The sequence below is a fragment of the Bradyrhizobium sp. 604_D8_N2_3 genome, assembly GCF_051810765.1.
Lineage (GTDB): Bacteria > Pseudomonadota > Alphaproteobacteria > Rhizobiales > Xanthobacteraceae > Bradyrhizobium > Bradyrhizobium barranii.
On sequence record NZ_JBPWPM010000001.1, the window covers coordinates 194973 to 207051 of the forward strand.

Annotated in this window: 11 protein-coding genes; 4 read left to right on the top strand and 7 right to left on the bottom strand. The window is 64.9% G+C overall.

Going from position 1 to position 12079, the window contains the following annotated elements:
* Positions 1–47: 47 nt before the first annotated feature.
* Together AB7245_RS00870 and AB7245_RS00875 are read left to right on the top strand one after the other, a co-directional pair.
* Entirely contained in the window at positions 48–2075 is a 2028-nt protein-coding gene (locus tag AB7245_RS00870; RefSeq protein ID WP_231143743.1) for a S8 family serine peptidase, read from the top strand.
* Between the two features lie 191 nt (positions 2076–2266).
* Entirely contained in the window at positions 2267–3007 is a 741-nt protein-coding gene (locus AB7245_RS00875) for a sulfate transporter family protein (RefSeq protein WP_063980234.1), read from the top strand.
* Positions 3008–3013: 6 nt separating this feature from the next.
* On the opposite strand, the gene AB7245_RS00880 is transcribed toward AB7245_RS00875, so the two are convergent.
* Genes AB7245_RS00880 through nth form a run of 3 tightly spaced genes read right to left on the bottom strand, consistent with a single transcriptional unit; the run spans position 3014 to position 6614 of the window.
* Positions 3014–4642: an MFS transporter gene (locus AB7245_RS00880; protein WP_063980235.1), complete on the bottom strand. Its 1629-nt coding sequence runs from the start codon at positions 4640–4642 to the stop codon at positions 3014–3016.
* Positions 4629–5789 carry an HlyD family secretion protein gene (locus AB7245_RS00885; RefSeq protein ID WP_063980236.1) on the bottom strand — a complete coding sequence of 387 codons (1161 nt, stop codon included), beginning with the start codon at positions 5787–5789 and terminating at the stop codon, positions 4629–4631. Before AB7245_RS00885 ends, AB7245_RS00880 begins: the two co-directional genes overlap by 14 nt.
* Positions 5790–5846: 57 nt before the next feature.
* Complete coding sequence (nth, locus tag AB7245_RS00890) at positions 5847–6614, bottom strand: endonuclease III (RefSeq protein WP_063980237.1); 768 nt, start codon at positions 6612–6614, stop codon at positions 5847–5849.
* A gap of 22 nt (positions 6615–6636) precedes the next feature.
* On the opposite strand from nth, the gene AB7245_RS00895 reads away from it, so the two are divergent.
* A complete protein-coding gene (locus AB7245_RS00895) occupies positions 6637–7170 on the top strand; it encodes a DUF2244 domain-containing protein (protein WP_063980238.1) in 534 nt (177 codons plus the stop codon).
* A 55-nt stretch (positions 7171–7225) separates the two neighbouring features.
* A complete protein-coding gene (locus AB7245_RS00900; protein WP_063980239.1) occupies positions 7226–8122 on the top strand; it encodes a methylated-DNA--[protein]-cysteine S-methyltransferase in 897 nt (298 codons plus the stop codon).
* Positions 8123–8242: 120 nt separating this feature from the next.
* Here the strand turns inward: AB7245_RS00900 and AB7245_RS00905 are convergent, their stop codons facing one another.
* The 4 genes from AB7245_RS00905 to AB7245_RS00920 all read right to left on the bottom strand — a co-directional run bounded on the left by AB7245_RS00905 (position 8243) and on the right by AB7245_RS00920 (position 12002).
* Complete coding sequence (locus AB7245_RS00905; RefSeq protein ID WP_014490847.1) at positions 8243–8866, bottom strand: 2,3-bisphosphoglycerate-dependent phosphoglycerate mutase; 624 nt, start codon at positions 8864–8866, stop codon at positions 8243–8245.
* A gap of 106 nt (positions 8867–8972) precedes the next feature.
* Positions 8973–9788, bottom strand: a complete 816-nt coding sequence (gene dapB, locus AB7245_RS00910) for a 4-hydroxy-tetrahydrodipicolinate reductase (RefSeq protein ID WP_028148808.1) — start codon at positions 9786–9788, stop codon at positions 8973–8975.
* Positions 9789–9891: 103 nt separating this feature from the next.
* Positions 9892–10890, bottom strand: a complete 999-nt coding sequence (locus AB7245_RS00915; protein WP_084794912.1) for a M23 family metallopeptidase — start codon at positions 10888–10890, stop codon at positions 9892–9894.
* A 29-nt stretch (positions 10891–10919) separates the two neighbouring features.
* Positions 10920–12002 (bottom strand): helix-turn-helix transcriptional regulator, encoded by a 1083-nt coding sequence (locus tag AB7245_RS00920; protein ID WP_283017902.1) that lies wholly within the window; start codon positions 12000–12002, stop codon positions 10920–10922.
* Positions 12003–12079 lie beyond the last annotated feature (77 nt).

Here is a 12079-nt window from a genome sequence, read left to right on the forward strand (position 1 = left end):
CACAGACGACAAAGGACGGGCGATCAATCAGGGAAAGTGGAACGGCCATGGCGCAGATCACGATCAACGGCATCACGATCGATCCTTCGGCTCCGCACGCGGAACGCGCCGCGCTGTCGCTGGATCATGCGAATGCGAAGGAATCCGACTACATCATCGTGCAGACCAACCAGCCGCTCAACGCCGAGCGCAGAGGGCAGCTCGCCAAGGCCGGCGCCGAGATCCTGGAAGCCGTCCCGGGCAGCGCCGTCATCTGTCACTTTCCGGCGGCCGGGCTCGACAAGGTGCGGAAACTTCCGTTCGTGACATGGGCAGACCTCTACCCGGGCATCGTGAAGATCGCGCCGGCGCTGCGCAACCTGGACACCCAACCCGGAGGCGTCGCCGCGGCGCGCGCGCTTGCGGCAAAGCCGGCGGCGCTCGACCGCACCAGCGTGACCGTCGACGTCATGCTCCACCGCAATGTCGGCGTGAAGGCCGCCGCAAAGAAGATTGCGGAAGCGGCGCATGTGCAGCTCGACGACGTCGTCCCGGGCACGGCCAAGGTGCGTGTGACGCTGAAGATGCGCCGTCTTGCCGACGTCGCGGCGCTCGACGAGGTGCGCAGCGTCGAGAAGGTCTTTCCCCGCAAGCTGCTCAACAACATCGCGCGGGGCATTCTTCGCGTTCCCGCGGCGACGCCGAGCAATGGCGGCGAAGGCGCGGGCGAGATCATCGCGATCGCCGATACCGGTTTCGACAAGGGATCGACCACGAACACGCACCCGGCTTTCAAGGGGCGCGTCAAGAAGCTCTACGCGCTCGGCCGGCCCGGGCGCAAAGACGATCCTGATGGTCACGGCACCCATGTCGCGGGTTCCGCTCTCGGCGACGGCGTATCGAAAAGCGACGGCCCGATCCGCGGCACGGCTCCCGGTGCCAAGCTGGTTCTGCAATCCGTGCTCGACAGCGACGGCAATCTCGGCGGCCTGCCCGACAGCCTCGATGCGCTGTTCGGCCCGCCCTACAAGACGGACAAGGCGCGAATCCATTCCAACTCCTGGGGCAGCGTCGGAAATTTCGGCGTGTATGACTCCCAGGCCAACGAGCTCGACACGTTCGTCTACGCGCACCGCGACATGCTGATCTGCTTCGCCGCCGGAAATGAGGGTAGCGACAAGGATGGCAATGGCCAGGTCGACCCCAACTCCGTGACGCCGCCGGGTACGGCCAAGAACTGCCTCACCATCGGCGCCTGCGAGAACAATCGTCCCAGCGAGGCCATGACCTACGGCAGGGCATGGCCAGACGATTTTCCGGCCACGCCGATCAGCTCCGATCGTGTGGCCAACAATCCCGAAGGGATGGTGGCGTTCAGCAGCCGCGGACCCACCAACGACGAACGCATCAAGCCCGACGTCGTGGCGCCGGGATCCTTCATTCTGTCAACCCGATCCCGCGCCACGAAATCGAAGGGATGGAAGCTCTCGCAAGATCCGCTCTACATGTTCGAAGGCGGCACCAGCATGGCGACGCCGCTGGTGGCCGGGTCCGTCGCGGTGATCCGGGCGTTCCTGAGGAAAAGCCAGGGACTGAAGTCGCCGAGCGCCGCACTGCTCAAGGCGCTCATCATCAACGGAGCGCGCAGTCTCGCCGGACAATACCATCCGTCGGAGGCGGGGTCCGTCGCGAGCAACAGCCAGGGCTTCGGCCGGGTCGACGTTCAAGCGGTGGTCGGCCCCCATGCCACGAGCGAAGAGCTGCAGTTCTTCGACGAGAAGAAGAAGCTGGACGCCGGCGACCGCGAAGACCGCACGGTCACGATACCGGCGGGAAGCAGCCGCCTGAAGGTCACGCTGGTCTGGACCGATCCGCCCGGCGAAGGCCTGCAAAGCGACCTCGATCTCGTCGTGGTGGCCAACAAGCAGGAACGCCATGGCAACATGCCGGCCGGCTCGAAGGACTTCGACCGCCGGAACAATGTGGAGCAGGTCATCTTCGAAAATCTGCCGGCCGGCGAAGCGGTGATATCGGTCATCGCTCATTCCATCGCCGTCGCGCCGCAGAACTATGCCCTCGTCATCAGGGTGAGCTAGAGCGTCTTCAAGCGAAGTGGCTGCCGGTTCGCGCGAAGAAAACGCGTCAAAACAAGCGCCTTGAGCTTCCGTTCTGATTCACTCAGAACCCAAGCTCCAGGCGCGGCAATCTGTCCCGGAAAGCTCGACCTCTTGTCGAACCTTCCGCGCATGTCTACCTCTCGCGGGTGGTTTTGCTGAGAGGTACTCCGATGCTGGATGCCGCCGTAAAGGCGCTGTCGCAATTGATCTCGCCGCCGATGCGCTCGATCCTGTGGCGATCGATCGGGCTTGCACTGGTCCTGATCATCGTGCTGGCGATCGGCTTGCAGCGGCTGCTGAGCTGGTTTGCGACCTATGGTGAGGTCTGGCTGGAAGGCCTGCTCGGGCCGAGCTGGCATTCCTCGCTCGAGGTCCTCGCCTGGATCGTCTCGATCACGGCGGGCCTCGGCGTCGTGTTCGGCGGTGTGTTCCTGATGCCTGCGATCACCTCGCTGGTGGCGAGCCTGTTCGTCGACGACGTCGCCGACATCGTCGAGCGCGAGCACTATCCCGCCGAGCGGCCGGGCGCTGCGCTGCCGTTCAGCCAGGCGATCTACGAGGGCGTCAAGACCGCGCTGCTGACGATCGTGGTCTATCTGGTGGCGTTGCCGCTGGTCCTGTTCGCTGGTGCCGGATTCCTGATCTTCTTCGTCGCCGCCGCCTGGCTGCTCGGGCGCGAATATTTCGAGCTCGCCGCGATGCGCTTCCGTTCGCCGGAGGAGGCCAGGGCGATGCGGCGCGACAACGCCGCGACCATCTTCACCGCCGGCCTTTTCATTGCGGCCTTCGTCTCGATCCCGATCGTCAATCTGGCGACGCCGATCTTCGGCATGGCGTTCATGGTCCACATGCACAAGCGCCTGTCGGGGCCGCGGCCCGAGCTGATCGAGCCGGCGCGGCAGATGCGGTGAGGCCTCTCAGTTCACTTGCACCCCGCATTTGCGCAGCAGCATCTTGGCGAAACCGAACGGCGCCGGCGTGAACGGGCCCGGTGGCGCCCGGGTGATCAGCGCGACGACGCCGAGCGCGACCATCGCTAGCCAGAAGCACAGCCAGAAGCCGTCGATATAGGCGAGCACATTGGCCTCGCGCTGCACCAGGCCCGCGAGCGTGCCGACCGCGCGCGCCTGCGCCATTCCGGTGCCATGGGCCGCGAAGTAATCGGCGAGCTGCTTGAGCCTACCCACCACGTCGGCATTGCCGACCACAAGGTCCTGGCCGAGATAGAAGGAATGGACCTGCTCGCGCACGCGCAGCCACGTTCCCATCAGCGCGATGCCGATCTCCGCGCCGCCGAGCCGCATGATCTGGATGTAGGCGGCAAAGGAGGTGGCGCGGCTCGGATCGGCGTTCGACAGCAGCGTGATGATGATCGGCAGCAGGAGCAGCGACTGCCCGATCGCCTGGAGCAGCACGATGCCGACAAAATCCTCGCGCGCCCAGACATGGCTGAGCTGCGTGCCCCAGAGATTGGCCGCGGCAAAGCAGGCAAAGCCCAGCACCACGACAAGCCGCGTATCGAAATGCCGCAGCAGCCAGATCGAGATCGGCACCAGCACGAACATCGGCAGCGCGCCATAGGTGAGCAGCAACATCCCGCTCTGCTCCGGCCTGAGCAGAACGACATTGCCGAGGAAGTTCGGCACCAGCGACGAGTTGGAGAGGCTGGTCAGCGTGTAGAGCAGGATCAAGATCAGCCCCAACCCGACATTGCGCGAGAACAGCACGTTGACATGCGCCCAGGGCTGTCGCACCAGCGACTCGTTGACGAGGAAGCCTGCGAACAGCACCACACCGCTGACGAGCAGCGCCATCACCGTCCCCGAGCCGAGCCAGTCCAGGCGATTGCCCTGGTCGAGGCCGGCATAGATCATCGAGACCGCGGCGCCGAGCAGCAGCATGCCGCCCCAATCGGCCTCGCGCAGCAGCGTGCGGTTCACCGGCTCGCTCGGCGTGCCCAGATAAACCATCAGGCCCATCAAGGGCGCGATCACGACGCTCTGCCAGTACATCCATTGCCAGCCGAGATGGTCGACATAGAAGCCGACCAGGGAGCTCGACGTATCCAGCGCAAAGCCGACCCGGATCGAATAGAGCGAGATCGCCGGCACCCACCATCGGATCGGCAGGTTTCGTAACACGATCATGAGCGTCGCAGGCACGAAGGTGCCGAGCAGCAGGCCATGAACGACGCTGAGCGCGAGCAGCGTCGGATAATCGTGCACGAAGGGAATGATCAGCGACACCGCGGCGTAGACGAGGCTCGGGATGCCGAGCACGCGGCGCAGGCCGAACACCGTCGCGAGCCACGCCACCGCCGGCGCAATCAGGATCTGCGAGCCGATGCCGGCGGTCGAAAGCCAGGCGCCCTCGTCAAACGAGAGCGAGAACGCACCGCGCAGGTCCGGCAGACCGACCGTGGTCAGCCGGCTGTCGAAATTGGCGAGGAACGAGCCGAGCAGCACCGCCGCCACGGCAAACAACGGCTGTGGCGCGATGCCGCCGCGCGAGAGAGGCCCGCGGCCGGCATCGTCATTTTCCGCCATTCGCGGCCTTCGTGTCGATGCTGGTGACGACCGACATGCCCGGCACCAGCCGCGCCAGCAGCGGCTGGTTGTCGTCGAACTGGATGCGCACGGGAATGCGCTGCACGACTTTGGTGAAATTGCCGGTCGCATTGTCCGGCGGCAGCAGGGCCACCTGCGCGCCGGTCGCGGGGGCAATGCGCTCGACCTTGCCGCGCAGCTTCTCGCGCGGGAAGCCATCGACGGTGATCTCGACCGGCTGGCCCGGCGCGACATGCGTGAGCTGGGTCTCCTTGTAATTCGCGATCACGTAGACCTTCGGCAGCGGCACCACATTGATGAGGTTGGTGCCGATGTTGACGTAGTCGCCGGGCTGCACCTGGCGCTCGCCGACGACGCCGTCGAACGGCGCGGTGATCCTGGTATAGCCGAGCTTCAGCTTCGCGCTCGCCAGCGTCGCCTTGGCCGCCGCGACATCGGCGGCGCGCTGCTTCTTGGTGCCCTGCAGAACTTCGAGTTGATGCTGCTGCGCGGCGATGACGGCGCGACTGGCACGCACGTCGGCCTGCGCCTTCGCGTAGCCCGCGACGGCCTGTTCCAGCCGCTGCCGCGTGCCGGCTTCCGTCTGCGTCAGGGATTTCTGGCGATCCTGCTCCTGCCGGGCCTCGACCTCCAACGCTTCCGCTGACAGCTGCGCGGCCTGCGCCTGCGCGATGGTCGCATATTGCAGCTCGACCTGGTTGCTCAGATTGTCGAGCACGGCCTGCGCGGCGGCGACAGCGGCCTCGGACTGCGCGACCTGGGCCTGGTAGTCGGCGGGATCGATCTGGATCAGGAGATCGCCGGCCTTGACGCGCTGGAAGTCGGAGACCCCGACGGTCAGCACTTCGCCGGAGACGCGGCTTGCAAGCCGCGTCAGATCGGCGCGCACATAGGCGTCGTTGGTGGTCTGGACCACGGCGTTGCCGACCCATTCGTCGAAGCGCAGCGTCGCCAGTGCCACGAAGGCGAGCGCGACGATCACGGCGAACAGGGGGATCGCGAGCCGGCCCCAGAGCGAGCTCGCCGGCCGCTGCGTCGGCTTCGGCGGCGGAGCCGGTGCCGCGGCCGGCGGTGGCGGTGGCGATGGCGATGGCAATGGCGATGAGATTTGTTCTTGCTGACTCACGACATGCCCCCAAAACCGGCTTGCTTCACATCGCCCCCCCGAAACGACGGCGCCACCTCAGACCGTCTTCTCCGGCCATCGGCAGAGATCGTTGATCAGACACACCTCACAGCGCGGCTTGCGGGCGAGGCAAGTATAGCGGCCATGCAGGATCAGCCAATGATGGGCGTGCAACATGAACTCGGCCGGGATCACCTTTTCGAGACCAAGCTCGACTTCGAGCGGCGTCTTGCCGGGCGCCATCCCGGTGCGGTTGCCGACGCGAAACACATGCGTGTCCACCGCCATGGTGTGCTCGCCGAAGGCCATGTTGAGCACCACGTTGGCGGTCTTGCGCCCGGCGCCTGGCAGGGATTCGATCCCGGCGCGCGTGCGCGGCACCTCGCCGCCGAATTCGCTGAGCACCTTTGCCGATAGCGCAATCACGTTCCTGGCCTTGGTGCGATAGAGGCCGATGGTCTTGATGTATTCGCGCAAGCGTTCCTCGCCGACGTCGAGCATCTTCTGCGGCGTGTCGGCGATCTCGAACAAGGCGCGCGTCGCCTTGTTGACCCCGGCATCGGTGGCCTGCGCCGACAGCACCACGGCGACCAGCAGCGTGAAGGGATTGACGTGCTCGAGCTCGCCTTTCGGCTCCGAATTGGCCTTGCGGAAACGGCTGAAGACCTCGTGGATCTCGGCCGGCGTCCAAGGTTTGGTAGAATTGGGTCTTGCGGCCTTGAGCGATTTCCTGGCGGGAGCCCTCGGCTTCGCAACTATCGCCTTTGCCTTTTTCTTCGGCACGGACGCTTTGCGCGGGGCCGGCTTGCGGGTGATTTTCGCCATGATCCGGATATACTGAGGGACGATGAGCACAGGCAACGAAATTGAGCGCGGGCGATCTGAAAGCGAGACGGACCCTCAGATCTTCTCCGCGCTCCTGACGCCGCACCGCTCGCTGAACCGCACCGGCTTCCTCGCCGTGATGCTGTTCCTGAGCGTGGTGAGCTTTGCCACCGGCCTCGCCTTCCTGATGATGGGTGCGTGGCCGGTGTTCGGCTTCTTCGGCCTCGACGTGCTGGTGATCTGGTGGGCCTTCAAGGCCAATTTCCGCAGCGCGCGGGCGCGCGAGGAGATTTCGGTCACGGCGTCCGAACTGCGGGTGCGGCGCGTCAGTCATCGCGGCCAGGTCGCCGAATGGACGTTCAATCCGCTCTGGGTCCGCCTCGATATGGAGGTCGACGAGGATTTTGGCATCGAGCATCTCTATTTGATCTCGCGCGGCCATCAGATCCAGATCGCCCGCTTCCTCGGCCCGGACGAAAAGGCAAGTTTTTACAAAGGCTTGGTTGAGGCCCTGAACGCCGCCAAGCGCGGCCCGACCTACAACCCGGTCTCCTGACTCCGAATCGGAAATCGGGTGGTTTCGGCCCGGCGCCACGCCTACATTTCCAGTCATGATGACACTCGCCATAAATGACCAGCGCCTGGCCAAGCCGGGCTCCCAGAACGCCGCGTTGCGCGATTACGACTCCGTGCGCCGGGCGATCGCGTTCATCTCGGAGAACTGGCGCACCCAGCCGGCCATCGAAGCGATGGCCGATGCGGCGGGCGTCACGCCGGATGAGCTGCACCATCTGTTCCGCCGCTGGGCCTCGATCACGCCGAAGGCGTTCATGCAGGCGCTGACGCTCGATCACGCCAAGGGACTGTTGCGGGACTCCGCGAGCATCCTCGATGCCGCGCTCGATTCAGGTCTTTCAGGACCGGGCCGGCTGCACGATCTCTTCGTCACCCATGAAGCGATGTCGCCCGGCGAATGGAAGAACGGCGGCGCGGGCCTGACGCTGCGCTACGGCTTCCATCCCTCGCCGTTCGGCACGGCGATCGTGATCGCCACCGACCGCGGCCTGTCAGGCCTTGCGTTCGCCGATCCCGGTGAGGAGAAGGTCGCGCTCGCCGACATGACGCGGCGATGGCGCAACGCAACTTACGTCGAGGATCACGAAGGCACCGCACCGCTCGCACAGCGCATCTTCGACACCAGGCTGTGGCGGCCGGACCAGCCGTTGCGCGTGGTGATGATCGGCACCGATTTCGAGGTACGGGTGTGGGAGACGCTGCTGAAGATCCCGATGGGTCGCGCGGTGTCCTATTCCGACATCGCCTGCAACATCAACAGCCCGAAGGCCTCACGCGCCGTCGGCGCTGCGGTCGGCAAGAACCCGGTCTCGTTCGTTGTGCCCTGCCACCGCGCGCTCGGCAAGAGCGGCACGCTCACCGGCTATCACTGGGGCATCACCCGCAAGCAGGCGATGCTGGGCTGGGAGGCCGGGCAGCTGGGGATGCAGTAGGCCCCGCTTCCGTATGGGCAAAGGCGCATAGCGCCGTGCCCACCATTCTTCCGCGATCGCTGACACATGGTGGGCACGCTACGCTTTGCCCACCCTACGACTCCGCGCTTGTGGCGAAGCTCAGCCCGCCAGATCCAGCTTCGAGGCCACCGTCGAATCCGCGTTGAGCCGGTAGATGATCGGCACACCGGTCGCGAGCTCGCGCTTCAAAATGCCTTCGGGCGAGAGCTTTTCCAGCACCATGATCAGCGCGCGCAGCGAGTTGCCGTGGGCGGCGACCAGCGTGCGCTTGCCGTTGAGCACGCCGGGCAGGATCTCCTGCACGTAGTAGGGCAGCGCGCGCGCCAGCGTATCCTTCAGGCTTTCGCCGCCGGGCGGCGGCACATCGTATGAGCGGCGCCAGATCAGCACCTGGTCCTCGCCCCATTTCTTGCGGGCGTCGTCCTTGTTGAGGCCGGAGAGATCGCCATAGTCGCGCTCGTTCAGCGCGAGGTCTTTGGAGGTCGGCAGGCCCTTCTGGTCGAGCTCGCCGAGAATGAGATCGAGCGTGTGCTGCGCGCGCGTCAAGACCGAGGTGTAGGCGACGTCGAACACGAGGCCCTGCGCCTTCAGCTTGCGGCCGGCTTCCGTGGCTTCCTTCACGCCGAGCTCGGTGAGATCAGGATCCTTCCAGCCCGTGAACAGGTTCTTCAGATTCCACTCGCTCTGACCGTGGCGCACGAGCACGAGGAGACGTTCGCTCATTGACTGCTTTCCATTCAGGTTATTGTTGAGGAATGATCTTGGCGGAAAGCCGCTTCACGTCTTGCGCTAACGCGGCCCTTCGGGTCCGGTTCATGCTCCGGCTCGCTCAGATGTCTGCGAGACCGAGCACGTCGGCCATGGAGTAGTGCCCCGGCTTCTTGCCATGCGCCCACAGCGCCGCCTTGAGCGCGCCGTGTGCGAACAGCATGCGGTCTTCGGCGAGATGCGACAGCGTCAGGCGTTCGAACGGACCAAGAAAGGTCACGCTGTGCTCGCCGGCAACGGTGCCGCCGCGCAAGGAGGCAAAGCCGATGTCGCCCGGCTTGCGCGCGCCGGTGATGCCGTCGCGGCCGCGATCCGAATGCTCATCGAGCGAGATGCCGCGGCCGGCGGCGGCGGCCTGGCCCAGCATCAGCGCAGTGCCCGAGGGCGCATCGATCTTCATGCGGTGGTGGGTTTCCACGACCTCGATGTCGAAGCTCTCGTCGAGTGCCTTGGCGACGCGCTTGACCACCGCGGCGAGCAGATTGACGCCCAGGCTCATATTGCCCGACTGCACCACGACCGCACGGTTGGTGACGCTCTTGATCACGGCGTTGTCGGAGGCCGACAGTCCGGTGGTGCCGATGACGTGCACGATGCCGCGCTCGGCAGCGATCGCGACATTGGCGATGGTCGCGGCCGGCACGGTGAAATCCAGGATGCCGTCGGCATCTTTCGACATCGCCCAGAGGTCGGCCGAGAGTTTGACGCCGTTGGCAGGCAGGCCCGCGAGTACGCCGGCATCCTTGCCGAGCAGCTCCGAGCCGGGCGCCTCCAGGGCTCCCGCCAGCACCGCGCCTTCAGTGTCGGCAATGGCTCGTGCCAGCGCCCGGCCCATCCGGCCGCCTGCCCCGGCAACAATCAAACGCATATCGGACATAGTTCACCCTCTCCACGCCCTATAGCGGGAGCGGGCCGTTCCGGCAACCGATCAGGCCTTCAAAAGGCCCGTGGCGCGGGTCTCCCCAAGCACAGATGCAACGCTAGAGCATGAGCTCCAGGTCTTTCCTGAGCACGACCTGGCCATCGCGCTCTACAACATAAGTGGCCTTGTAGGAGCCGCGTTCCCACCCCCCGGGAGGTCGCTTCTTCCCCGCAAAGAGCATGAATTGCGCCTTGTTGGCCTGAAGTGGTGCAGACCGATTTTCCGCGATGACGTTGTCGAGGGGATCCTTGATGAGCAGCCATTGCGCGTCGCCCGCCTTCAGCCCGATAGCCCGCACGAACGCGACGATCGCCATCGAACCGGCGGACGGCTTTTGGCTCTCGGCACTGCCGTCCTCGATGAGTTCCATCGTGACCGGCCCCGTCGTAAAGCCCGCATTGAGGATGGCTCGTTCCTGGTACTCGAGTTTCGGGCGGAGGGCAGCAAGCCAGAGCGATTGACCGCCCTCGCAAGACTCGGGGCGAACGCCGTACGCAAAGGGATCGACCACCGCGCCATTGTGCCTCACGGTGAAATGCAGGTGAGGATACTCCGTGAGGCCGGAGAGACCGACACGGCCGAGCGGCTGTCCTAGGTCGACCTTGTCTCCAGGCTTGACCGACACACTGCCGGCGGCGAGGTGGCAGTACTGGGTTTCCCACTGCTCCGGATGTTCGATGACGACGCCATTGCCACATTCGGCCTCGCGCACCGCTTCGCGTCCCGATTTTGTGAAAGCGCCGTCCGGCGCGTCATTGCGTGTACGAAGAATACGGCCGCCTGCCGCCGCGCGCACGTCCACGCCGGCCCTTTGCACCGGCAGTGAGGGCAAACGAAAATCGGTGCCGTTGTGGTCGTCATAAGTCAGCGTGCCGCATTTGTAATCTCGCGCCGACCGCGACGGATCGAGATCCGTGTAATTCTGGATGTAGCAGGTGCGGCCAGGCTCGCAGGCAATCGGCAGCGCCAATTGAATGCTCTGGGCATGGGCAGGGAAGCCGGCCCCGGCCAATGCCAGGGCAGCGAACATCCGGTAGAGGAAACCTGCGCTGCCCATGCGCCTCGACATCGCGGAGAACCCCGTACTCATTCAGGCGAATGCTTGCCGGCCGTCCGCAATCTCATCGGACCCTCTTCGTCCAATCGACAATCGGAGGCCGACCGGCTCACCCAGTTCTCGCGCCTGCCAGCGCCAAAAGGCGATTGGGTGAGATGATACAGAAGAAAGAACTCCGACTGTCGGTTGATCCCCAGTTTGAGCATGATCCTCTTGGTGTAGGTTCGCACCGTTGCCTCGGTCAGCCCAAGCTCGGCTCCAATATCGCGAGGGCACTGGAATTGAAGAATCCGGGCGACGATTCTTTCCTCAGCCCAGTTCAAGCCAAAGGCAGATGCGATGCAGTGCGCGCCCTGCACGTCATCGAATTGCGGCACGACGATGAGGGCCTGTCCCAGCTTGTCATGCGTTGGAACAGCGCCGATCTTGGCGAAGGCGAACTGCTGACGATCCGTCGAAAGCGGTACCGTAGTGTTGAACCATCCATGAGTCCCGCTCTCGATGAGCACTTTCCCGATTGCCCCCCGCAAGCTCTCGGTCACGGAAGCGCATGAGCCAGCAAGCCTGCCTCCTTCCATCCTGAGCAACTCGCGCTTGGCAAGCAGCACGCGTCCACCACGATTGACTGCGTAAATGTGCAGGCCCTGGTCCACGACGATGGCGGGAAAGGTCAGCTCTTCGAGCCAGAGTTGCGCATCGACCTGCCCCGGCGCTTGCCGGGCAAGTGAATGAGCAGCCTTCCATAACGGGCGCACGGTATGCGCCAAGCCCGGAATCTCCGATGCCGCAAGCGCGGCCGGTCGCCATCCGGCCACGAACACGACCGTGGTTCGCTCATCGGAAGCAAACCTGCCAATGACTGAATGACTCTTTACCGGGGGTTCCGCGCCGATCAACTTGCGGACGAAGGAGGTCCGGGAATTGATCGGCTCGAGCGAGGCGACGTCCTCGGCTGTACCCTTGCGCGCAAATCGCTCAACCATCGCCGCGCATGACGGATCGGCAGGAGCATCTCCGATCCTGGCTTCTTCCAGCCCGGAGGCGGATAGCATGGCTACGTAGCAGCTCCGGCAGCCGAGCAATTCCGCCATGGCCTTTGCGAAATATTCCATTGCGGCCTGTTGCGGGCGTGGCTCCGGACAAGACCCAGACGGACCGCATCCGTCATTGCCTTGCTTCGAGGCGCGCT

What these genes read in the sequence shown, in the direction of transcription:
- AB7245_RS00870 (WP_231143743.1), top strand. Translation starts at nt 48, where the DNA reads ATGGCGCAGATCACGATCAACGGCATCACGATCGATCCTTCGGCTCCG.
- AB7245_RS00875 (WP_063980234.1), top strand. Translation starts at nt 2,267, where the DNA reads ATGCTGGATGCCGCCGTAAAGGCGCTGTCGCAATTGATCTCGCCGCCG.
- AB7245_RS00880 (WP_063980235.1), bottom strand. Translation starts at nt 4,642, where the DNA reads ATGGCGGAAAATGACGATGCCGGCCGCGGGCCTCTCTCGCGCGGCGGC.
- nth (WP_063980237.1), bottom strand. Translation starts at nt 6,614, where the DNA reads ATGGCGAAAATCACCCGCAAGCCGGCCCCGCGCAAAGCGTCCGTGCCG.
- AB7245_RS00895 (WP_063980238.1), top strand. Translation starts at nt 6,637, where the DNA reads ATGAGCACAGGCAACGAAATTGAGCGCGGGCGATCTGAAAGCGAGACG.
- AB7245_RS00900 (WP_063980239.1), top strand. Translation starts at nt 7,226, where the DNA reads ATGATGACACTCGCCATAAATGACCAGCGCCTGGCCAAGCCGGGCTCC.
- AB7245_RS00905 (WP_014490847.1), bottom strand. Translation starts at nt 8,866, where the DNA reads ATGAGCGAACGTCTCCTCGTGCTCGTGCGCCACGGTCAGAGCGAGTGG.
- dapB (WP_028148808.1), bottom strand. Translation starts at nt 9,788, where the DNA reads ATGTCCGATATGCGTTTGATTGTTGCCGGGGCAGGCGGCCGGATGGGC.
- AB7245_RS00915 (WP_084794912.1), bottom strand. Translation starts at nt 10,890, where the DNA reads ATGGGCAGCGCAGGTTTCCTCTACCGGATGTTCGCTGCCCTGGCATTG.
- AB7245_RS00920 (WP_283017902.1), bottom strand. Translation starts at nt 12,002, where the DNA reads ATGGAATATTTCGCAAAGGCCATGGCGGAATTGCTCGGCTGCCGGAGC.